The 21,132-nt window shown below is 62.7% G+C and carries 19 protein-coding genes; 17 read left to right on the forward strand and 2 right to left on the reverse strand.

The genetic code is table 11. The features are described 5' to 3' along the window. Nucleotides 1–3: 3 nt before the first annotated feature. Nucleotides 4–1,458 carry an NADP-dependent succinate-semialdehyde dehydrogenase gene (gene gabD / locus QN222_RS16145; RefSeq protein WP_283960616.1) on the forward strand — a complete coding sequence of 485 codons (1,455 nt, stop codon included), beginning with the start codon at nt 4–6 and terminating at the stop codon, nt 1,456–1,458. Between the two features lie 268 nt (nt 1,459–1,726). After that, nucleotides 1,727–2,527 (forward strand): HpcH/HpaI aldolase/citrate lyase family protein, encoded by an 801-nt coding sequence (locus QN222_RS16150; RefSeq protein ID WP_284005500.1) that lies wholly within the window; start codon nt 1,727–1,729, stop codon nt 2,525–2,527. Nucleotides 2,528–2,559: 32 nt separating this feature from the next. Here QN222_RS16150 and QN222_RS16155 read toward each other — a convergent pair whose 3' ends face one another. Continuing rightward, nucleotides 2,560–3,438 (reverse strand): GntR family transcriptional regulator, encoded by an 879-nt coding sequence (locus tag QN222_RS16155; protein WP_283960618.1) that lies wholly within the window; start codon nt 3,436–3,438, stop codon nt 2,560–2,562. A 351-nt stretch (nt 3,439–3,789) separates the two neighbouring features. On the opposite strand from QN222_RS16155, the gene QN222_RS16160 reads away from it, so the two are divergent. The 15 genes from QN222_RS16160 (at nt 3,790) to QN222_RS16230 (ending at nt 20,697) form a co-directional block, all read left to right on the forward strand. Then, nucleotides 3,790–5,295 (forward strand): altronate dehydratase family protein, encoded by a 1,506-nt coding sequence (locus QN222_RS16160; protein ID WP_283960619.1) that lies wholly within the window; start codon nt 3,790–3,792, stop codon nt 5,293–5,295. 41 nt (nt 5,296–5,336) lie between these two features. Further along, nucleotides 5,337–6,356, forward strand: a complete 1,020-nt coding sequence (locus QN222_RS16165; RefSeq protein WP_283960620.1) for an aldo/keto reductase — start codon at nt 5,337–5,339, stop codon at nt 6,354–6,356. Nucleotides 6,357–6,624: 268 nt separating this feature from the next. After that, nucleotides 6,625–7,614 (forward strand): ABC transporter substrate-binding protein, encoded by a 990-nt coding sequence (locus QN222_RS16170; RefSeq protein WP_283960621.1) that lies wholly within the window; start codon nt 6,625–6,627, stop codon nt 7,612–7,614. Nucleotides 7,615–7,774: 160 nt separating this feature from the next. Further along, nucleotides 7,775–9,322 (forward strand): sugar ABC transporter ATP-binding protein, encoded by a 1,548-nt coding sequence (locus tag QN222_RS16175; protein WP_283960622.1) that lies wholly within the window; start codon nt 7,775–7,777, stop codon nt 9,320–9,322. Nucleotides 9,323–9,362: 40 nt separating this feature from the next. Beyond that, nucleotides 9,363–10,340: an ABC transporter permease gene (locus tag QN222_RS16180; RefSeq protein WP_283960623.1), complete on the forward strand. Its 978-nt coding sequence runs from the start codon at nt 9,363–9,365 to the stop codon at nt 10,338–10,340. Nucleotides 10,341–10,354: 14 nt separating this feature from the next. Further along, nucleotides 10,355–11,377, forward strand: a complete 1,023-nt coding sequence (locus QN222_RS16185; RefSeq protein WP_283960667.1) for a zinc-binding alcohol dehydrogenase family protein — start codon at nt 10,355–10,357, stop codon at nt 11,375–11,377. Continuing rightward, nucleotides 11,374–12,207, forward strand: a complete 834-nt coding sequence (locus QN222_RS16190) for an amidohydrolase (protein ID WP_283960624.1) — start codon at nt 11,374–11,376, stop codon at nt 12,205–12,207. Before QN222_RS16185 ends, QN222_RS16190 begins: the two co-directional genes overlap by 4 nt. A gap of 327 nt (nt 12,208–12,534) precedes the next feature. Then, entirely contained in the window at nt 12,535–13,809 is a 1,275-nt protein-coding gene (phaZ, locus tag QN222_RS16195) for a polyhydroxyalkanoate depolymerase (RefSeq protein ID WP_283960625.1), read from the forward strand. A gap of 169 nt (nt 13,810–13,978) precedes the next feature. Next, on the forward strand, nt 13,979–14,401 hold the full coding sequence (locus QN222_RS16200; RefSeq protein ID WP_283960626.1) for a DUF2852 domain-containing protein: 423 nt from the start codon (nt 13,979–13,981) through the stop codon (nt 14,399–14,401). An 89-nt stretch (nt 14,402–14,490) separates the two neighbouring features. Next, complete coding sequence (locus QN222_RS16205; RefSeq protein WP_283960627.1) at nt 14,491–15,246, forward strand: SprT family zinc-dependent metalloprotease; 756 nt, start codon at nt 14,491–14,493, stop codon at nt 15,244–15,246. A 302-nt stretch (nt 15,247–15,548) separates the two neighbouring features. Beyond that, nucleotides 15,549–16,223: a phosphoribosylanthranilate isomerase gene (locus tag QN222_RS16210; protein ID WP_283960628.1), complete on the forward strand. Its 675-nt coding sequence runs from the start codon at nt 15,549–15,551 to the stop codon at nt 16,221–16,223. Beyond that, nucleotides 16,220–17,440, forward strand: coding sequence for a tryptophan synthase subunit beta (gene trpB / locus QN222_RS16215; protein ID WP_283960629.1), 1,221 nt, complete (start codon nt 16,220–16,222; stop codon nt 17,438–17,440). Before QN222_RS16210 ends, trpB begins: the two co-directional genes overlap by 4 nt. 5 nt (nt 17,441–17,445) lie before the next feature. After that, entirely contained in the window at nt 17,446–18,285 is an 840-nt protein-coding gene (gene trpA, locus QN222_RS16220; RefSeq protein ID WP_283960630.1) for a tryptophan synthase subunit alpha, read from the forward strand. A 50-nt stretch (nt 18,286–18,335) separates the two neighbouring features. Continuing rightward, nucleotides 18,336–19,250 carry an acetyl-CoA carboxylase, carboxyltransferase subunit beta gene (gene accD, locus QN222_RS16225; RefSeq protein WP_180939561.1) on the forward strand — a complete coding sequence of 305 codons (915 nt, stop codon included), beginning with the start codon at nt 18,336–18,338 and terminating at the stop codon, nt 19,248–19,250. A 103-nt stretch (nt 19,251–19,353) separates the two neighbouring features. Next, complete coding sequence (locus tag QN222_RS16230; protein ID WP_283960631.1) at nt 19,354–20,697, forward strand: folylpolyglutamate synthase/dihydrofolate synthase family protein; 1,344 nt, start codon at nt 19,354–19,356, stop codon at nt 20,695–20,697. Nucleotides 20,698–20,788: 91 nt separating this feature from the next. Here QN222_RS16230 and trxA read toward each other — a convergent pair whose 3' ends face one another. Next, nucleotides 20,789–21,112, reverse strand: a complete 324-nt coding sequence (trxA, locus tag QN222_RS16235) for a thioredoxin (protein WP_180939563.1) — start codon at nt 21,110–21,112, stop codon at nt 20,789–20,791. Between the last annotated feature and the right edge of the window lie 20 nt (nt 21,113–21,132).

The raw sequence follows: 21,132 nt of genomic DNA on the forward strand, positions 1-21,132 counted from the left end.
GCCATGAACTTGAAAGACCCGTCGCTGTTTCGCCAGGCCGCTCTCGTGGGTGAAAACTGGATCGAAGCCGACCCGAAAAACGCGATCGAAGTGAACAACCCGGCGACCGGCGAGATCATCGGTCGTGTCCCGAAACTCGGCGCCGCCGAGACACGGACTGCGATCGAGACCGCCGCACGGGTGCAGAAGGAATGGGCGGCGAAGACCGCCAAGGAGCGCGCGGGCGTGCTGCGCCGCTGGTTCGAGCTGATGATCGAGAACAAGGACGATCTCGGCCGGATACTGACACTCGAGCAGGGCAAGCCGCTCGCAGAAGCGACAGGCGAAATCGTCTATGGTGCAAGCTTCATCGAGTGGTTTGCCGAAGAGGCGCGTCGCGTCTATGGCGACCTTGTGCCCGGCCATCAGAAGGACAAGCGCATCCTGGTGATGAAGCAGCCGATCGGCGTCGTCGCCGCGATCACACCATGGAACTTCCCGAACGCGATGATTACCCGCAAGGCCGGTCCCGCCTTTGCCGCCGGTTGCGCCATGGTGCTGAAGCCGGCCGGGCAGACGCCCTTCTCCGCAATTGCCATCGCGGTGCTCGCAGAGCGCGCCGGCATGCCGAAGGGCCTCTTTTCGGTCATCACCGGCTCGGCACGCGAGATCGGCGCCGAGATGACCTCCAATCCAACCGTCCGCAAGCTGACCTTCACCGGCTCGACGGAAGTCGGCGCCGAGCTCTATCGCCAGAGCGCCGGCACGATCAAGAAGCTCGGCCTGGAACTCGGCGGCAATGCCCCCTTCATCGTTTTTGACGATGCCGATCTCGATGCGGCCGTCGAGGGGGCGCTGATCGCGAAGTTCCGCAACAACGGCCAGACCTGCGTCTGCGCCAACCGCATCTATGTTCAGGACGGCGTCTACGAGGCCTTCTCCGAGAAGCTTGCCGCCGCGGTCGCCAAGCTGAAGACCGGCAACGGCATGGAGGAGGGCGTCATTCTCGGTCCGCTGATCGATCAGCCGGCGCTCGCCAAGGTCGAGGAGCATGTCGCCGATGCGCTTGCCAAGGGCGCCCGGGTCGTCCAGGGCGGCCGACGCCACACGCTCGGCGGCACATTCTTCGAGGCGACGGTGCTTGCCGACGTCACGCAGGCCATGGCGGTCGCGCGCGAAGAGACATTTGGGCCGGTTGCGCCGCTCTTCCGCTTCAAGGACGAGGCAGACGTCATCCACCAGGCGAATGACACCGAATTCGGCCTCGCCTCCTATTTCTACGCCAAGGACCTGGCGCGCGTCTTCCGCGTCGCGGAAGCGCTGGAATACGGTATGGTCGGCGTCAACACCGGCCTGATTTCGACCGCCGAGGCGCCCTTTGGCGGCGTCAAGCTTTCCGGCCTCGGCCGTGAGGGCTCGAAATACGGCATCGAGGAGTTCATGGAGATCAAGTACGTCTGCCTCGGTGGTATTGCCTGAGGTAACGGCGCTCCCGTTCTTCAATCCAACCGGCCGGAAAGTTCTGGCCGGTTTTTTCTTTTGCCGGTAAGACGTTACCGACTCGACATTAATGAGAGGAATGCGAACTGCCCCTCACCCCAGCCCTCTCCCCGCTCGCGGGGAGAGGGGGTCTTGAGGCGAAGGCGTGCCGCTTGCCCCTTCTCCCCGCCTGCGGGGAGAAGGTGGCGGCAGCCGGATGAGGGGCAGATTACGGCCAGCCGATCCGGAAAGGACAGGAGAGCGATCAATGCCCGCCCCGAAAAACCCCTTTAAAGCGGCGATCCGCGAAAATCGTTTCCAGCTCGGCCTTTGGGTGGCGCTGGCGAGTCCCTATGCCGCCGAAGTCGTGGCCGACAGCGGCTACGATTGGCTGCTGATCGACGGCGAGCACGCGCCGAACGATCTGCCGCTCCTTTCGGCGCAGTTCCGCGCGATCTCCGGGCGCGGCAGCCATCCGATCGTTCGTCTTCCTGTCGGCGATACGGCGCTTATCAAGCAGGCGCTCGACACCGGCGTTCAGACGCTGCTTATCCCGATGGTCGATAGCGTCGAGCAGGCGCAGCAATTGGTCCGCGCAGTGCGTTATCCGCCGCACGGCATTCGCGGCGTCGGCGCCGCGCTTGGCCGCGCCTCGAATTTCGGGCGGATCGGCGACTATCTCACGACCGCCAACGAGGAGATCTGCCTCATCCTGCAGATCGAGAGCCGGAAGGGGTTGGACGCGATCGATGAGATCGCTGCGCTGGATGGGGTCGACGGCCTCTTCATCGGCCCGGCCGACCTCGCCGCCGACATGGGTCATCTCGGCAACTCAGGTCATCCGGAAGTCCGGGCCGCCATCGTCGATGCCTTTGCGCGCATCAAGCGCGCCGGCAAGGCGCGCGGCATCATGACCCTCGATCTCGCCCACGCACACGACTATCGCGGTCTCGGCGCCGATTTCATGGCCATCGGCACCGATGTCACGCTCCTCGTCAGCGCGACTGAGCGCCTGCGCGAGGAATTTTCAGGCGAGCAACAAACGTCGAGGCCACCATCCGGCTACTGAGCGGCCGCCGAGTTCTGTAAGCCTTTAGTCGGCTACGGAATGGATTGCAGCAAGGTCTCCCGCGCAGATTTCAAATGCCGCCGGCAAGCCTGGTCCACCTGCTTCGGGTCGCGTGACTGGAGTGCGGCGATATAGGCGAGATGCTCTTCGAGCGCGCGTGCATTGCGTTCCCGCGAGTTGGCCTTGTTCCACTGATAGTGATAGTGGAAGACGATCGCGATGATGTCGTAGAAATCGATGATGAAGCGGTTGCTGGACGATTTATGCACCAGCAGGTGAAAGCGCTCGTCGAGCTCGGAGAATTCCTTGTAACGGTTGTCGATGTCGGCAAGGATTTCGCGGTGTACGGTCTCGATCTTCTTCAGCTCTTCCCAGGCGGGGTGGTCTTCCGGCAGGCCGACGAAGCTCGCCGCGGACCTTAGCTCGAACATTTCCCGCACTTCCGTAAGTTCGAGCGCGAATTCGCGGGTAAAACCCTTGAGCACCCAGTGGCTGTTCGGCCGTTTCTCGATCAGGCCGAAGCGGCTGAAGCGGATCAGAAACTCGCGCACGCTCGTCGTGCCAGTGCCGATCTCGCGTGCGAGTTCCAGCTCGTTGATCTGCATGCCGGGTTCGGCGCCGCCGGCCAGAATCCGGCGCATGAAACTGCGCTCGATGATTTCTGCGAGCGAATTGGTCTCTTCGGTCGGAAAATAATCGGAGGGGTCGGGACGGCGCAGCACGATCTTCCGGCGCTTGTCCCAGATGATCAGCTTGAGTTCCTCGCAGCGGGCGAGAATGGCGCGGACGGTGGTGCGGCTTACCCCGAGCACCTGCCCGAGTTCGGGCTCGGACGGCAGCGTGGAGGTCTCCGCCAAGAGTTTCAGGCAGCGATTGAAGGCGTCCTTGAAAACGGTGTTCTGCTTGGCCATGGAAGGTCCGGCTGGTTCCCTGTTGCTTCGGGCATCGGCCCGGAACGTGTTGCTGCTCTATCGCGTGGCGCATCTGAACCGACGCAGAAGGGTCGCTGTAGCACTTTGATTGCTCATGACCCCTTCATCCGAAACCGTCCGAAGCGATCACGCTGTAGCGCGGCGGCGCGTATTTGTCTCGGCCGTTACGGGCATATTTCGACATCTGATGGCTCCAGTCCCCGCACACCCGCTTCGGCCGACGACGTCGGTTTTCAATCATAATACCTGTTGACGTATTTCTGTCTATTGTGGATAAAAGACAAATTGATTGTGCGACCATGCACAGGAACGAAATCCAGGAGTGCCGCTTTGTCCGCCCCGTCTTCAATCCTTCTTTCGCCGGAGGATAATGTCGCCGTAGCCACCTTTCCGATCGAGGCAGGGCAGCCGCTTCCGGGAGGCGCCAGGGCCAAGCTGCGGATCGAGCCCGGGCACAAGGTGGCGGTGCGGGCGATCGGAAGCGGCGAGCCGGTGGTCAAGTACGCCCAGGCAATCGGCCGCGCGACCAGCGACATCGGCGCGGGAGACCACGTGCATTCGCACAATCTCGCCTTTGACCAGGACCGTCTTGCGATCGGCGCCGCAGTTGCGCCCGAATCCGCAAGCGCCGCCGACAGGGCGCGGACTTTCCTCGGTTACCGCAGGGCCGACGGACGGGCCGCCACGCGCAACTATATCGGCATCGTCGCCAGCGTGAACTGTTCCACCACGGTCTGTCGCGCCATCGCCGACGAGGCCAACCGGCGTATCCTGCCGCGATATGAGGGCATCGATGGCTTCGTGCCGATCGTGCATGATCAGGGCTGCGGCATGTCGTCCACCGGCGACGGAATGAAGAACCTGCACCGGACACTTGCCGGCTATGCCCGCCACGTCAATTTCGGCGGCGTGCTGATGGTCGGGCTTGGTTGCGAAGTCAACCAACTGACGCTCTACGGCCAGAGCGGCTCCGGCGCGGAAAAGCGTCATTTCAACATCCAGGAGGCGGGCGGATCCCGCCGCTCTGTCGAGCGCGCGCTCGGCGTGCTCGATGAAATCGCCCAGGAAGTCGCAACGGCCCGGCGGGTGCCGATACCGGTCAGCGAGATCATTGTCGGCCTGCAATGCGGCGGCTCCGACGGTCTTTCGGGCGTTACGGCGAACCCCGCACTCGGAGCGGCGGTCGACATTCTCGCCGGTGCCGGCGGCACCGCGATCCTCTCGGAAACCTCGGAGATCTACGGCGCCGAACATCTCTTGCGCAGCCGCGCGGTCAATGAAGACGTGGGAGTGAAGCTCGACAGCTTGATTTCCTGGTGGGAAAATTACGTTGCGTTGCACGGGGCATCGCTCGACAACAATCCTTCGCCGGGCAACAAGCGCGGCGGCCTCACCACCATCCTGGAAAAGTCGCTCGGTGCAGTCGCGAAGGGCGGACGATCGCCGTTGACGGCTGTCTACAACTACGCCGAGCGCGTAACCGAGCACGGGCTGGTATTCATGGATACACCGGGCTACGATCCGGTTTCGGCAACCGGCCAGGTCGCCGGCGGTGCCAATGTCATTGCCTTTACGACTGGACGCGGCAGCTGTTTCGGGTGTCGCCCCGCGCCATCGATCAAGCTCACCAGCAACACGCCGCTTTATCGCGCCATGGAGGAAGACATGGACATCGATTGCGGCGTGATCGCTTCGGGGGAGGCGACCATCGCCGGGCTTGGCCGCGAAATCTTCGAACTGATCATCGATACCGCTTCCGGCCGCAAGACCAAGAGCGAACTATTCGGCTACGGCGACAATGAATTCGTTCCCTGGCATCTGGGGGCGACACTCTGACGATGTGAGAACTGCGCATCTTTGGAGGGAGGAGACAGGGAATGCAAACGAGAAAAATCGGCCGGACGGATCTCTCCGTGACCGAATACAGCTTCGGCGCGGCCGGGCTCGGCGGCCTCTATCGCGAATGCACGCGCGAAGCCGCAATGGCGACGCTGGATGCCGCCTGGGCCGCTGGCATCCGCTATTTCGACGTCGCGCCCTATTACGGGCTGGGATTGGCCGAGCGGCGCGTCGGCGATTTCCTGCAGGACAAGCCGCGCGACAGCTTCGTGCTCTCGACAAAGGTTGGCCGCCTGCTTCGTCCCGTGCCGGAGGACGCGGTTCCCGACTATTCCTACGTCAAACCGCTGAATTTCGACGTCACCTTCGACTACAGCTACGACGCGATCATGCGGTCCGTCGAATTCAGCTATGCGCGCCTCGGTCTCAATCGCATCGACATCCTCTATGTCCATGACATCGGCGTCTACACCCACGGCGCCGCGAAGAATGCCGTGCTCTTGCGCCAATTGATGGATTCCGGCCTGAAGGCCCTGGAAGAGCTGAAATCGAGCGGTGTCATTTCCGCCTACGGCCTCGGCGTCAATGAAGTGCCCGTCTGCCTGGAGGTCATGCGGCAGGCCGATATCGACTGCATCCTCCTGGCCGGGCGCTACACGCTTCTCGACCGCTCGGCGGTCGCCGAATTGCTCCCGCTTTGCGAAAAGAAGGGGACGTCGCTCGTCGTTGGCGGCGTGTTCAATTCCGGCATTCTCGCCACCGGGCCGGTGGACGGGGCGCATTTCGACTACATGCCGGCAAGCGACGATGTGCGGACACGGGTTGCGGCGATGGAAAAAATCGCACGCGACCGTGGCATGCCGCTTGCGGCGCCGGCGCTTCAGTTTCCGCTTTCCAATTCGCAGGTTGCCTCGGTTCTGCTCGGTACCGCGAAGCCTTCAAGTCTCGAGCGCAATATGGAACTCACCCGCCGGAAGATCGCAACGGAAGACTTTGCCGCCTTCGAACCTTACACGCTCGTCGCACCCGAACTCGGGCTTGACGCGGTACGGGCCTGACGCATGACGCTGCGTTCGCTTGATGCCGGCGCGGCGGCCAAAAAGGGATAGCGGCACGCCGGTATCCTGTTCACATACCGAAATGCCTATGAAAACATGTTGTTGCGTTTGGGAGGAACGCAATGAAGTGGAACCGGCAGAACGGCTTGCCATTTCAAATTCACTGCGCTAGCGTGCCTATCTGTTTTTTATAGATAAAAGATCGATCCGTGTGCACCTTGCGGATCGCATTCGATAACGGAACAGGTGTAGTTGAGAGGAGAACCCGATGAACATCACAAAACACATTCTATCCCGCCGTGCCTTCACGGCACTGGCTGGTGCCGCCTTCCTTGCAACGATGGCGCCGGTCGCGTCATTCGCCCAGGACGTCACGATCCCGATCATCGTGAAGGACACCACTTCCTTCTATTGGCAGATCGTTCTTGCGGGTGCGCGCGCCGCCGGTAAGGACCTCGGCGTGAATGTGCCGGAACTTGGCGCCCAGTCTGAATCGGACATCAACGGCCAGATCAGCATTCTCGAAAACGCCGTCGCCGGCTCGCCGGCCGCGGTCGTGATCTCGCCGACCGAGTTCAAGGCGCTCGGCAAGCCGATCGACGAGGCAGCAAAATCGGTTCCGATCATCGGCATCGACTCGGCGGCTGATTCGAAGGCCTTCACCTCGTTCCTGACAACAGACAACGTCCAGGGCGGCCGTATCGCCGCCGATGGGCTCGCCGCGGCAATCAAGGAGGCGACCGGCAAGGAGGAAGGCGAAATCGCCATCATCACCAGCCTGCCCGGTGTCGGCTCGCTCGACCAGCGCCGCGACGGCTTCCTCGACCAAGTCAAGACCAAGTATCCGGGCTTCAAGGTCGTTGCCGACAAATATGCCGATGGTCAGGCTACGACCGGTCTCAACATGATGACTGACCTGATCACCGCCAACCCGAATCTCGTCGGCGTCTTCGCCTCCAACCTGATCATGGCGCAGGGCGTCGGCCAGGCAATCGCCGAAAACAAACTCGGCGACAAGATCAAGGTGATCGGCTTCGACAGCGACGAAAAAACCGTCGGCTTCCTCAAGGAGGGCGTACTTGCGGGTCTCGTCGTGCAGGACCCCTATCGCATGGGTTATGATGGCGTGAAGACGGCGCTGGCGGTTTCGAAAGGCGAGAAGGTCGAAGCGAACGTCGATACCGGCGCGAACCTCGTCACCAAGGCCAACATGGCCGAGCCGAAAATCGATGCGCTGTTGAACCCGAAGGTAAACTAGACCCGGGAGGCATGACAAAGGCGACGGCCGATACGAGGGGACGCCGTCGCCATCCGGGTTGGCGCATAACCCCGGGAAGCGATTTTCGGGGTTATGCGCGGACAGCTGTTGCAGCGGCGAATCGCCTTTGACGGAAGGCGCTGCCGAGGAGGAGGCATTCATGATTGGACTTCAAGAGGTCGGCCATCGACACGAGCTCAGAACGCCCGCCGGCCACCCCGTTCCCAAGGGTGAACCGATCCTCGAACTGCACAGCCTGCGCAAGAACTATGGCGCCGTCGAAGCACTGAAGCCGGCAACCATGACATTCCTCTCCGGCGAGGTGCACGCGATCGTCGGCGAAAACGGCGCCGGCAAGTCGACGCTGATCAAACTGCTGACAGGCGTGATAACCCGAACCGCCGGCGAAATCCTCTGGTGCGGCGAGCCGGTTCAACTCGCGAACCCCAACGAGGCGATTTCGCGAGGCATCAACGCCGTCCATCAGGAAGTCGTGCTCTGCCCGCACCTGAGCGTCGCGGCCAATATGTTCCTCGGCGACGAGATGAACAGGCGCGGCCTGATGCGCAAGCGCGCCATGACCGATGCGGCCCAAGGGGTGCTCGACGATCTCGGTTTCAATCTGCCCGCGGGCGCGGTCCTCGGCAGCCTGACGATCGGCCAGCAGCAACTGGTCGCGACAGCGCGGGCGGCGATGCGCGGCACCCAGTTCCTGATCTTCGACGAGCCGACCGCCTATCTTACGCGCCAGGAATCCGAGCAGCTGTTCCGCCTCATTCGCCGGCTGCAGAGCGAAGGTGTCACGATCGTCTATATCAGCCACCGCCTGGAGGAGGTGTTCGAGCTTGCCGACCGGGTCTCCGTCCTGCGCGACGGCACCCATGTCGGCACGCGGGCGACCGGCGAGACGAACGAGGCCGAGCTGATCGCGCTGATGATCAATCGCACGATCGAACAGATCTATCACAAGGAACATTTTACCGCGGGCGAGACGCTCGTTGAAACGCGTGGACTCTCCGGCCCGGGCTTTGCCGACGTATCGCTGACGGTCAAGGCCGGCGAGATCGTCGGCCTCTACGGCCTGATCGGTGCCGGCCGCAGCGAATTTGCACTCGGCCTTTACGGTCGCCATCGGCTGAGTGCCGGAGAGGTCTTCTGGCAGGGGAGCAAGGTTGAGATCGACAGCGAGCGAAAGGCGATGGAACTCGGGATCGCCCTTGCGCCGGAGAGCCGCCGTGACCAGGGGCTCTGCCTCAATCTGCCGATCGGCCTCAACATCAACCTGCCGGTTTTCCGCAAGCTGACGCGCGGGCTGACGATCAACCGCGCCGCAGAGGCCGCGAACGCCGACCGCCAGATCAGGGATCTGAAGATCAAGACGCCGTCGCGCCGGGTGCTGGCGTCCGCCATGTCCGGCGGCAACCAGCAGAAGATCGTCATCGGAAAGTGGCTGAGCCACGGGGCGAAGCTGTTCATCTTCGATGAACCGACCGTCGGCGTCGATGTCGGCACCAAGGCCGAAATCTATCGGCTTTTCGCGCGGCTCTTGGAGAAGGGGGCGGGTATCATCCTGATCTCGTCCTACCTGCCGGAGGTCTACGAACTGTCGGACCGGCTCCATGTGTTCCGGCAGGGGCGGCTTGTGGGAAGCCACGGCTACCGCACGGCCAGCCATGAAGAAGTGCTGGCGCAGGCGATCGGCGCGTGATTGCGACAACAGGGCATAAGGGACTGCAGGGAGGAACGACATGAGTGTGGAAACGGTTGAAAGCAGCGCGGGGCCGACGCCGAGGAAGGGGATCAGCATCCTGTTCGGCTTGACGCTGGTCGGGCTGCTGCTCTTCCTCTGGCTGCTCCTCGGCTTCGCGACCAACAGCTTCTGGACGCCGAACAACATCAGCAACCTCTTGCGCCAGGGCGCGATGACGGCGATCCTCGCCGTCGGCCAGACCTTCGTGATCATCACCGCCGGCATCGATCTCTCGGTTGGCGCGGTGGTCGGCTTCACCAGCGTCATCGTCGCATGGCTGCTTGCCGCCGGGGTTCCCCTGTGGCTTGCCCTCATCGCCACCTTGGCGATCGGCGTCCTGATTGGCGCCTTCCACGCCTTTGGCATCGTCCGCATGGGGCTGCCGGCCTTCATCATCACGCTGGCAACCCTGACCTCGCTGCGCGGCATCGGGCTGCTCATCACCAACGGCTCGACGATATCGATCACCAACGAGGCTTTCACCAATTTCTCGCGGGCCGATTTCCTCGGTGTGCCGAGCCTGTTCTGGATGGTGATCGTCGTCGCGGTGCCGGCCTATATCTTCCTGCATTTGAGCCGTTTCGGCCGATATCTCTTTGCCGTCGGCTCGAACGCCGAGGCGGCGCGCCTTTCCGGCGTCAACGTCAACCGCACGACCTATCTCGCCTATATACTGTCATCGACCTGCGCCGCCTTTGTCGGACTCCTGCTTGCCTCGCGCATCGGCATCGGCAACGCCACGCAGGCAGAGGGCTGGGAACTGCAGGCGATCGCCTCGTCGGTGATCGGCGGCACGAGCCTGTTCGGCGCCGTCGGTTCGGTCCACGGCCCGCTGCTCGGCGCCTTCATTCTGGCGACGATCAACAACGGCGCCAATCTTTTGAACGTCAATTCCTTCTGGCAGCGCATCATCACCGGGCTGCTCATCATCGTCATCGTCTACTTCGACCAGCTCCGCCGGCGGGGCGAGCGATGACCAGGATTGATGGCATGAAAGCCATTCTCTGCCCGGAACCGGGCCGCCTCGAAATCGTCGACCGCAGCCGGCCAGAGGCGCCGGCCGCCGGCTGGCTGCGCCTCGCCGTCAGCCACGTCGGGATCTGCGGCACCGACTATCATATCTTCGAAGGCAAGCATCCCTTCCTGCAATATCCGCGTGTGATGGGACACGAAATCTCGGCGAAGGTGATCGAGGCTGGACCCGAAACGTCGATCGCATCCGGAACGCTGGTGGTGGTCAATCCCTATCTGTCCTGCGGAAGCTGTGTGGCCTGCAGAAGCGGAAAGCCGAATTGCTGCACGGCGATCCGTGTCCTCGGCGTGCACACCGACGGTGCCTTCTGCGAGGAGATCGTCATGCCGGAAGGAAATCTCTATCCGGCTCAGGATCTGTCGCCCGAAGCCGCCGCTACGGTCGAGTTCCTGGCAATCGGCGCCCACGCCGTGCGCCGGTCGAAGGCAGTGCCCGGTGCGCGTTCGCTGGTCATCGGCGCCGGCCCGATCGGCCTCGGGACGGCGATTTTCTCGCGCATTGCCGGGCACGACGTGACGCTTCTCGACACGAGCGTGGACCGACTGGCCTTCGCCGGCGACGGGCTCGGATTCTCGCACCGCATCGTTGCCGACGGCGACACGGAACATGCAGTCGCGCGGGCGACGGATGGCGATGGCTTTGACGTCGTCTTCGATGCCACCGGCAATGGAACGTCGATGGAACGGTCGTTCGCGCACGTCGCCCATGGCGGAACGCTGGTCTTCGTCAGCGTCGTCAAGGACGAGATTCGCTTCTCCGATCCGGAATTCCATAAGCGCGAGATGACGCTGGTTGCCAGCCGCAATGCGACACGAGCGGATTTCGATCATGTCGTCGCGTCGATCCGTGACGGCCTGGTGCCAGTCGACGCGCTGATCACCCATCGCACGACACTCGCTGAGGCGGTGAACGATCTGCCGCGCTGGGCGCACGACAAGACCGACCTCGTCAAGGCCGTGATCAAGGTGGGTGCTGCATGAGCTTGATCGATGCTCACCAGCATTATTGGACGCTCGGCCTTGGCCATAACAACTGGCCGGGGCCGGATCTCGCGCCGATCTACCGGGATTTCGGACCGGACGACCTGAAATCTAGCCTCGCGGCGGCAGGAATTGCGCGAACCGTCCTCGTCCAAGCAGCACCGAACGTGACGGAGACCGAGTTCCTGTTGTCCGTCGCCGAACGGGAGGAGACGGTCGCCGCCGTCGTCGGTTGGGTCAATATCCTGGCCGCCGATGCCGTTTCAGAGATCAGTCGTCTCAAGGCCCGCCGGAAATTCAAGGGCATCCGACCGATGCTGCAAGACATTGTGGAGACCGCCTGGATCCTGCAGCCGCGGGCGATCGTTACGCTCCAGGCATTGCCGCAGTTGGACCTGCGGTTCGACGCGCTGATCCAGCCGCGGCATTTGCCGGTCATCGCGGCCCTTGCCGATGAGGTGCCCGAGCTTGCGATCGTCGTCGACCATGGTGCCAAACCCTTTATCGCCGCCGGAAAGATGGAGCCGTGGCGGTCGGACATGGCGGCGCTCGCCCGTCGCCCCAATGTCCACGTCAAGCTCTCGGGGCTTGTGACCGAGGCCGGCGGCCAATGGTCGGTCGAGAGGCTCAAACCCTACGCCGCGCATCTCCTCGATGTCTTTGGCGCGGACCGAGTGATGTTCGGCAGCGACTGGCCGGTGGTGCTGCTCGACGCCGACTATGGCGCGTGGTTCGCTGCGGCGCAGGAGCTGACGGCGCACCTCACGTCCTCAGAGCGGGAGGATGTCTTTTCACGCACGGCGGCCCGGTTTTACGGAATTTCCGGCTAAGCAATTGCCTTGCCCGGCTTTCCTAAAGCGCCGCGTGTCCAATCGGACGTGCAAGGGTCGCGGTAGCACTTTGAATTACTGCATGATTTTGTCCTCAAATCATGCAGCAGAAGAGAAACAGCCTCGCGCAAGGGAACGGGCGCAGCGTCGGAAATCCAGTAACATTTTACTGAGAGATCTTGTTCCGGAGCGGAAAGGGCATATTGTTGCACCGCACAAGAAACATGGTAGTCTGGCAGCGATTGCGGACACCAAGACAAACAATCGCAAGCTTGCGTCCGACTGGGAGCGGCGTTGTCATTGATTGAAACAAGGGGTACGCGTCCCATGTTCTACCAGCTCTACGAATTGAACCACGCCATGATGGCGCCGTGGCGCACGGCCGCGGACGCCCTGCGGCTCGCCTTCAACAATCCCATGAATCCGGTCTCGCACACCTATTTCGGTCGTGCGACGGCGGCGGGACTGGAGGTTTTCGAGCGCGCCACACGGCGTTACGGCAAGCCGGAATTCGGCCTTCCCGAAACGATCATCGACGGGCAACCGGTGCCGGTGCACGAAAAGATCGTCTGGCGCGCGCCTTTCTGCAATCTCATCCACTTCGAGCGTTCTCTTCCTAAAGGGAGAGCGTCGGATCACAAGGTTCTGATGGTCGCGCCGATGTCCGGCCATTACGCCACGCTGCTGCGCGGCACCGTCGAAGCGCTGCTGCCGCATGCCGATATCTACATCACCGACTGGATCGACGCCCGGATGGTGCCGCTCGCCGAAGGCACGTTCGATCTCGACGACTATATCGACTACGTCATGCAGATGCTGCGCTTCCTCGGGCCCGATACCCATGTGATCGGCGTCTGCCAGCCGGCGGTGCCGGTTCTGGCCGCGGCCGCGCTGATGGAAGCGGCGGAAGATCCGCTCGCACCTGCGTCGATGACGCTGATGGGCGGGCCGATCGACACGCGCATCAATCCGACGGCCGTCAATCAGCTGGCGAAAGAGCGGTCGATCGAATGGTTCCGCGACAATGTCATCATGCCTGTGCCGTGGCCGCAGCCGGGTTTCATGCGCATGGTCTATCCGGGCTTCCTGCAGCTCTCCGGCTTCATGTCGATGAACCTTGATCGGCACCTGATCGCCCACAAGGAATTCTTCGCGCACCTCGTCAAGAACGACGGTGACGCCGCCGATAAACATCGCGACTTCTATGACGAATATCTGGCGGTCATGGACCTGACGGCGGAATTCTACCTCCAGACCGTCCAGGTCGTGTTCATGCAGCATGCCTTGCCGAAGGGCGAGATGATGCATCGCGGGCGGCCCGTCGATCCATCGGCGATCCGCAAGGTTGCGCTTCTGACCGTCGAGGGAGAGAACGACGACATTTCCGGCGTCGGCCAGACGAAGGCCGCGCAGACGATCTGCACCAACATCCCGGAACATATGCGTCAGCACTACATGCAGCCGGATGTCGGCCACTACGGCGTCTTCAACGGATCGCGCTTCCGCCGCGAGATCGCGCCGCGCATCGTCGCTTTCCAGCGCGAGCATTCGCGTCGCGCACGGCCGGTCAAGCAGCTCATCAAGGGCGGAAAGTCGGCCTGACAGGAACGGCCTCCGCTTTCGGCAATTGAAGGCGGTCGTTTTGCCCGTGCAGAGTCAAGATCTTGTCCGATTCCGACATGGAAAGTCTTGCAGTGACGGCGGGCCTTTCCCACATCGTTTTCATCGGGTCGCGATTGTCGCGGCCCGCTGATTGCGAGGAATCGTGAAGATGAACCAATCTGCATTGATCCGTCCGGACTGGACGCCCGCGACCATTGCATTGATGGTGCTCGGCTTCGTTGTGTTCTGGCCGCTTGGCCTGGCAATGCTCGCTTATATCCTCTTCGGCGAAAAGCTGAGGGCGTTCAAGAAGGACGCCAACGGCAGTGTGGATCGCATGTGCGCCGGCTTCCGGCGCAACCACCGCCAGCACTGGGCGCATCATCGCACCGGCAACGTCGCTTTTGACGACTGGCGCGAAGCGGAGCTTGCCCGCCTCGACGAAGAGCGCCGCAAACTGGACGAAATGCGCGAGGAATTCGACGCCTATGTGCGCGAACTTCGCCGCGCCAAGGACCAGGAGGAGTTCGACCGCTTCATGCGCGAACGCAAGAACGGCGGCCCCTCGCCGTCCTCCGGTGAGACGAACTGAGCCGAAAGCAGCGATCCGGCGTTTCATGTGAAACGCCGGATGTCTAGGCCTCTGATGCGACTGGTCCGCGAATCGGATAGAAAGGCGCCATGTTCTCTTCTCTCAAGCGGCGCCGCCTCAATGGAACCCCTGGCGATGTCACGCGCGACATCGAGGTCGCCGGCAAGCTCCTGCCGCTGACCATCCGCCAGAATGCGCGCGCCACGCGCATGACGCTTCGCATCGAACCGGGCGGCCGGGCACTGAAGCTGACCGTCCCGGAAGGCCTGCCGGAGCGCGAAGTTCAATCCTTCCTGAACCGTCATCAGGGCTGGCTGATGACCAAGCTTGCGCGGTTTTCCGGCGAAAGCGAAATCGAGGAAGGAGGTTCCATCCTGATCCGCGGCGTTGCTCACCGCATCGAGAGAACGGGCCGGATCCGCGGCCTGACCGAGGCCATAGTGCTCGGCGAGGAGAGTGTCTTGCGGGTGAGCGGCGGAGAAGAGCATTTGCGCCGGCGCATCGCCGATTTCCTGAAGAAGGAGGCGCGCAACGACCTCGAGCGTCTCGTCGCGGTTTACACCGGCAGGATTGGGCGCCGGGCGCGGTCCTTGAGTTTGAAGGACACCCGCAGCCGTTGGGGGTCCTGCTCCGTCGACGGTGACTTGAGCTTTTCCTGGCGCATCGCCATGGCGCCGCCAAAGGTGATCGCTTATCTCGCGGCGCACGAGGTAGCCCATCTTCAGGAGATGAACCACGGGCCGGACTTCTGGGCGCTTTGCGAAAAACTGTGTCCGGACACCCGCGATGCCAAGCACTGGCTGAAGCGCAACGGCACCATGCTGCACGCGATCGATTTCGGCTGACGCAGCCCTGCTGCTGCGTTACGGGTTTCGGCCGCTGGTTGAAAGCGCGTCTGAAAAAGACGCGCGGGCGCTGTAGGGCAGCATGAGAGCGATCGGCAGACGCACGGTTTCTTCGCCGTTGTGGTACAATGCATCTGGTGAGAAGCTGGCCGCGCCGCAACGTTGCGCCGGCCGCACTTGCAGCGCCGCGCGTCTCGTCAGATCGGACGTGCAAGGACGCTGGAGCGCCGTGCTGCATGATGCAGTAAGGGACGCAACGTTTTGGCTCGACTCGGGCGACATTTCGTGCAAGGTCGCTTCCCATGAAAACTGACGTGAAGATTTGCGGGCTGAAGACCGCGGAGGCTGTGGAGCGTGCTGTGGCGCTTGGCGCATCGCACACCGGCTTCATCTTCTTTCCGAAAAGCCCGCGCAATATCGAACCGGATGACGCCGGCCGTCTTGCCGCGCGCATCCGCGGGCGGGCGAAGATCGTTGCCGTCACGGTCGATGCCGGCAATGACGACCTCGATGAGATCGTCTCAGCCCTCAACCCGGATATCCTGCAGCTTCACGGTTCCGAGAGCCCGGAGCGTGTGCTGACGGTCAAGGCGGTCTACGGCCTTCCTGTCATGAAAGCCTTGTCGATCCGCGAAGGTTCCGACCTCGACCGGGTCGGACCCTATGTCGGCATTGCGGATCGTTTCCTCTTCGATGCCAAGCCGCCGGTGGGTTCCGACTTGCCGGGAGGCAATGGCGTTTCGTTCGACTGGCGGCTGCTCGACGCGCTTGACGGCGGCGTCGATTACATGCTTTCCGGTGGGTTGAATGCAAACAATATCGGCGAAGCCCTTGCGCTGACCGGCGCACGGGCCATCGACACATCCTCCGGCGTCGAGAGCGCGCCGGGCGTCAAGGATTTGGAGCTCATGGAAGCATTTTTTGATGCCGTTCGCCGGGCGGATGACGAGCGCGCACGAGCAGGGAGCAAGACGTGAACGAGGCGCCTAAACTGAACTCCTTCAGAGCCGGACCCGACGAGGAAGGCCGCTTCGGTATCTTTGGTGGCCGTTTCGTTGCCGAAACGCTGATGCCGCTGATCCTCGACCTTCAGGATGAGTGGAACAAGGCAAAGTCTGATCCGGCCTTCAAGGCCGACCTGGACAAGCTTGGAGCGCATTACATCGGCCGCCCGAGCCCGCTCTATTTCGCCGAGCGCCTGACGGCCGAACTCGGCGGCGCAAAGATCTATTTCAAGCGCGAGGAGCTGAACCACACGGGCTCCCACAAGATCAACAACTGCATCGGCCAGATCCTGCTCGCCAAGCGCATGGGCAAGACGCGCATCATCGCCGAAACCGGCGCCGGCCAGCATGGCGTCGCTTCCGCGACCGTCGCCGCCCGCTTCGGCCTGCCTTGCGTGGTCTATATGGGCGCCACCGACGTCGAGCGTCAGGCGCCGAACGTCTTCCGCATGAAGCTCCTCGGCGCCGAAGTGAAGCCGGTGACTGCCGGCCACGGCACGCTCAAGGATGCGATGAACGAGGCGCTGCGCGACTGGGTGACGAACGTCGACAGCACCTATTACCTGATCGGCACCGCCGCCGGTCCGCATCCCTACCCGGAAATGGTCCGCGACTTCCAGTCGGTCATCGGCCAGGAGGCCAAGGAACAGATTCTCGCGGCGGAGGGTCGGCTTCCCGATCTCGTTATCGCGGCGGTCGGCGGCGGCTCCAACGCAATCGGCATCTTCCATCCGTTCCTCGACGACGAAGGCGTCAAGATTGTCGGCGTGGAGGCCGGCGGCAAGGGCCTTGAGGGCGACGAGCATTGCGCCTCGATCACGGCCGGTTCGCCGGGCGTCTTGCACGGCAACCGCACCTATCTGCTTCAGGACGGCGACGGCCAGATCAAGGAAGGGCATTCCATCTCCGCCGGTCTCGACTATCCGGGCATCGGCCCGGAGCACGCCTGGCTGAACGATGTCGGCCGCGTCGAATATGTCCCGATCATGGATCATGAGGCGCTTGAAGCCTTCCAGGTCCTGACGAAGCTCGAGGGCATTATTCCGGCGCTCGAACCGTCGCATGCGCTGGCCGAGGTCATCAAGCGGGCTCCGAAGATGGGCAAGGACGAGATCATCCTGATGAATCTCTCCGGTCGCGGCGACAAGGACATTTTCACGGTCGGCAAAATTCTGGGTATGGGGCAATAACGATCATGACCGCACGTATGGAGAAGAGGTTTGCCGACGTAGCGGCGGAGGGTCGCCCGGTCCTCGTCACCTATTTCATGGGGGGCGACCCGGATTTCGACACGTCGTTGGCGATCATGAAGGCGCTGCCCAAGGCGGGCGCCGACGTCATCGAACTTGGCATGCCTTTTTCCGACCCGATGGCCGACGGGCCGTCGATCCAGCTCGCGGGGCAACGCTCGCTGAAGGGTGGCCAGACGCTTGCAAAGACGCTTGAGCTTGCGCGCCGCTTCCGCGGAGAGGACCAGCACACGCCCATCGTGCTGATGGGCTACTACAATCCCATCTACATCTATGGCGTCGATCGTTTCCTGACCGATGCACTGGAAGCAGGGATCGATGGCCTGATCGTCGTCGACCTGCCGCCGGAGATGGACGACGAGCTCTGCATCCCCGCGCTGAAGAGGGATATCAACTTCATTCGCCTGGCGACGCCGACGACCGATGACCGTCGCTTGCCGAAGGTGCTCGAAAACACGTCTGGCTTCGTGTATTACGTCTCGATGACCGGCATCACCGGTTCGGCTCTGCCGGATCCCTCGCTGATTGCGGGCGCCGTTCAGCGGATCAAGTCGCACACTGAGCTGCCCGTCTGCGTCGGTTTCGGCGTCAAGACAGCCGAACACGCACGGGCGATCGGCGCGTCGGCCGACGGTGTCGTCGTCGGCACCGCGATCGTCAATCAGATCGCCTCCAGTCTCACGGAAGACGGACGTGCGACCGATGCGACGGTGCCGGGTGTCGAAGCGCTGGTCAAGGGCCTCTCGGCTGGTGTGCGGGCGGCAAGGCTCGCTGCAGCCGAATAATCGCCCAGATTAACGCGCACAACCCGAAGGAAATCTTCAGGAGTTTATAAGTGAACTGGATCACAAACTACGTTCGGCCGAAGATCAATTCGATGCTGGGCCGCAGGGAAGTTCCGGAAAATCTCTGGATCAAGTGCCCTGAAACCGGCGAGATGGTGTTTCATCGCGATCTCGAAGAGAACAAGTGGGTCATTCCGCAGTCCGGATACCATATGAAGATGCCGGCGAAAGCTCGGCTGAAGGATCTGTTCGACGGCGGGATCTACGAGACGCTGCCGCAGCCGAAGGTTGCGCAGGACCCGCTCAAGTTCCGCGATTCGAAGAAGTACACCGATCGCCTGCGCGACAGCCGCGCGAAGACCGAGCTTGAGGATACGATCGTCGCCGGCCTTGGCCTCGTTCAGGGCGTCAAGCTCGTTGCCGTCGTCCACGAGTTCAACTTTATCGGCGGCTCGCTCGGCATGGCGGCAGGCGAAGCGATCGTGAAGGCCTTCGAGAGGGCGATCGCCGAAAAATGCCCGCTGGTGATCTTTCCGGCCTCCGGTGGCGCCCGCATGCAGGAAGGCATCCTGTCACTGATGCAGCTTCCGCGCACGACCGTGGCGGTGAACATGCTCAAGGAAGCCGGGCTTCCCTACATCGTCGTCCTGACGAACCCGACGACAGGTGGCGTGACCGCTTCCTACGCGATGCTCGGCGACATCCACATCGCAGAGCCTGGCGCGGAAATCGGCTTCGCCGGAAAACGGGTGATCGAGCAGACCCTGCGCGAAAAGTTGCCGGAGGGCTTCCAGACGTCCGAATACCTGCTGGAGCACGGCATGGTCGACATGGTGGTCAAACGGCATGACCTCCCGGCGACCCTTGCACGTGTACTGAAGATCCTGACGAAGAAACCGGTCGAAGCCGCCAAGCGCGAGAGTGGATCGCAAGCGACTGCCTTGCCGGTTGCGGCGCGGGCCTAAACCTCGCACGGCTCGGTTTCGGTTGACTTGGCATCCCGGTGCGATGCCGCTTCATACTCTTTCGGTGGTGCGTCCCGGCGGACGATTTTTCGAGGCGATTGACATGACGGCGACGCAGGTCAGCGAAGCGGCGCAGGAGATCGAAAAGCTTCTCGCCCTGCATCCCAAGGGGTTCGACCTGTCGCTCGACAGGATTACCCGGCTTTTGGCGGCGCTTGACAACCCGCAGGACCGGTTGCCGCCCGTCATCCATGTCGCTGGCACCAACGGGAAAGGCTCTGTCACGGCCTTTTCCCGGGCGATCCTCGAGGCTGCAGGCCTCAGCGTCCACGTCCACACGTCGCCGCATCTCGTGAACTGGCACGAGCGCTATCGGCTGGGCGCCAAGGGTGGCAAGGGTACGCTGGTTGGCGATCGCGTGCTTGCCGATGCGGTGCGGCGCGTGGCTGAGGCCAATGCCGGTCAACAGATCACGGTCTTCGAAATCCTAACCGCGGTCACCTTCCTGCTCTTTGCCGATCATCCCGCTGACGTCGCGATCATCGAGGTCGGCCTTGGCGGCCGGTTTGACGCGACGAACGTGATCACCCGGCCGGCGGTTTCCGTCATCATGCCGATTTCGCTCGATCACCAGTCCTATCTCGGCGATCGGGTGGAACTGATCGCCGCCGAAAAGGCAGGCATCATGAAGCGCGGCTGTCCGGTGGTGATCGGTCACCAGGAGGAAGACGGTGTGCGCGACGTGCTCGTCGCTACCGCGGAGCGCCTCGGTTGCCCGATATCCGTCTACGGTCAGGATTTCATGGCGCATGAGGAGTTTGGCAGGCTCGTCTTCCAGGACGAGCGCGGATTGGCGGATCTGCCGCTGCCGCGATTGCCCGGTCGGCACCAATACGCCAACGCCGCCGCAGCGATCCGCGCCGTCAGGGCGGCCGGCTTCGATGTGCCGGAGGCAGCGATCGAGAAGGGCCTGGCCACCGTCGAATGGCCCGGGCGCCTGCAGCGCCTCGCCGGCGGCAAGCTTGCGCATTACGGTCCGCCGGGCGCCGAGATCTGGGTCGACGGCGGTCACAACCCCGGCGCCGGTCAGGTCATCGCCGAGGCGATGGCGAGTTTCGAGGAGCGCGAGCCACGGCCCCTGTTTCTGATCATCGGCATGATCAACACCAAGGATCCGGTCGGCTATTTCAGGGCCTTCCTCGATCTTGCGGAGCAGGTTTTCACTGTGCCGATCCACGGATCCGATTCCGGCCTGGACCCGGTCGCCCTGGCCGAGGATGCCGGCTTTGTCGGCTTTGAGACCACCGCGACCTCGTCTGTTGCCGAAGCGCTCGGGATCATTGCCGAGCTTGTCGACGAGGATCCGGTTCCGCCGCGCATCCTGATCGGCGGATCGCTTTATCTCGTCGGCGACGTGCTCGCCGAAAACGGCACGCCGCCGCGGTAGGCGGCGTTTCGGGGGCCGCGCGCTCCGTTTTGACGGCAAGAAAAAAGCCCGGCAAGCCGGGCTTTTCGATGTTTCTCGAGATTTGGGCAGTTCAAGCTGCGGCCGTCGAAATCCAGGAAGTCAACGCGGTCTTCGGAGCGGCGCCAACCTTGATGTCCGCCACTTCGCCGGCCTTGAACATGGCAAGCGTCGGGATCGAGCGTACGCCGTATTGAGCGGCGAGCTCGGGGTTTTCGTCGATGTTGAGCTTGGCAACCTTGACCTTGCCAGCGAACTCGGTGGCGATCTCCTCAAGGCTCGGAGCGATCATCTTGCACGGACCGCACCATTCCGCCCAGAAATCGACGACGACCGGCTCGGCCGAGTTCAGGACTTCCTGCTGAAAATTGGAGGTATCGACTTTCACAGTGGCCATCTGCTGCTCCTTGCTTTCGG

It is taken from the genome of Sinorhizobium sp. 6-70, from assembly GCF_030124375.1.
Taxonomy (GTDB): domain Bacteria; phylum Pseudomonadota; class Alphaproteobacteria; order Rhizobiales; family Rhizobiaceae; genus Sinorhizobium.

Coding starts and splice junctions, on each gene's coding strand:
- phaZ (WP_283960625.1), top strand. CDS start 12,535: ATGTTCTACCAGCTCTACGAATTGAACCACGCCATGATGGCGCCGTGG.
- trpA (WP_283960630.1), top strand. CDS start 17,446: ATGACCGCACGTATGGAGAAGAGGTTTGCCGACGTAGCGGCGGAGGGT.
- QN222_RS16230 (WP_283960631.1), top strand. CDS start 19,354: ATGACGGCGACGCAGGTCAGCGAAGCGGCGCAGGAGATCGAAAAGCTT.
- QN222_RS16185 (WP_283960667.1), top strand. CDS start 10,355: ATGAAAGCCATTCTCTGCCCGGAACCGGGCCGCCTCGAAATCGTCGAC.
- trxA (WP_180939563.1), bottom strand. CDS start 21,112: ATGGCCACTGTGAAAGTCGATACCTCCAATTTTCAGCAGGAAGTCCTG.
- QN222_RS16150 (WP_284005500.1), top strand. CDS start 1,727: ATGCCCGCCCCGAAAAACCCCTTTAAAGCGGCGATCCGCGAAAATCGT.
- QN222_RS16170 (WP_283960621.1), top strand. CDS start 6,625: ATGAACATCACAAAACACATTCTATCCCGCCGTGCCTTCACGGCACTG.
- gabD (WP_283960616.1), top strand. CDS start 4: ATGAACTTGAAAGACCCGTCGCTGTTTCGCCAGGCCGCTCTCGTGGGT.
- QN222_RS16210 (WP_283960628.1), top strand. CDS start 15,549: ATGAAAACTGACGTGAAGATTTGCGGGCTGAAGACCGCGGAGGCTGTG.
- QN222_RS16190 (WP_283960624.1), top strand. CDS start 11,374: ATGAGCTTGATCGATGCTCACCAGCATTATTGGACGCTCGGCCTTGGC.
- QN222_RS16165 (WP_283960620.1), top strand. CDS start 5,337: ATGCAAACGAGAAAAATCGGCCGGACGGATCTCTCCGTGACCGAATAC.
- QN222_RS16155 (WP_283960618.1), bottom strand. CDS start 3,438: ATGGCCAAGCAGAACACCGTTTTCAAGGACGCCTTCAATCGCTGCCTG.
- QN222_RS16205 (WP_283960627.1), top strand. CDS start 14,491: ATGTTCTCTTCTCTCAAGCGGCGCCGCCTCAATGGAACCCCTGGCGAT.
- QN222_RS16175 (WP_283960622.1), top strand. CDS start 7,775: ATGATTGGACTTCAAGAGGTCGGCCATCGACACGAGCTCAGAACGCCC.
- QN222_RS16200 (WP_283960626.1), top strand. CDS start 13,979: ATGAACCAATCTGCATTGATCCGTCCGGACTGGACGCCCGCGACCATT.
- QN222_RS16180 (WP_283960623.1), top strand. CDS start 9,363: ATGAGTGTGGAAACGGTTGAAAGCAGCGCGGGGCCGACGCCGAGGAAG.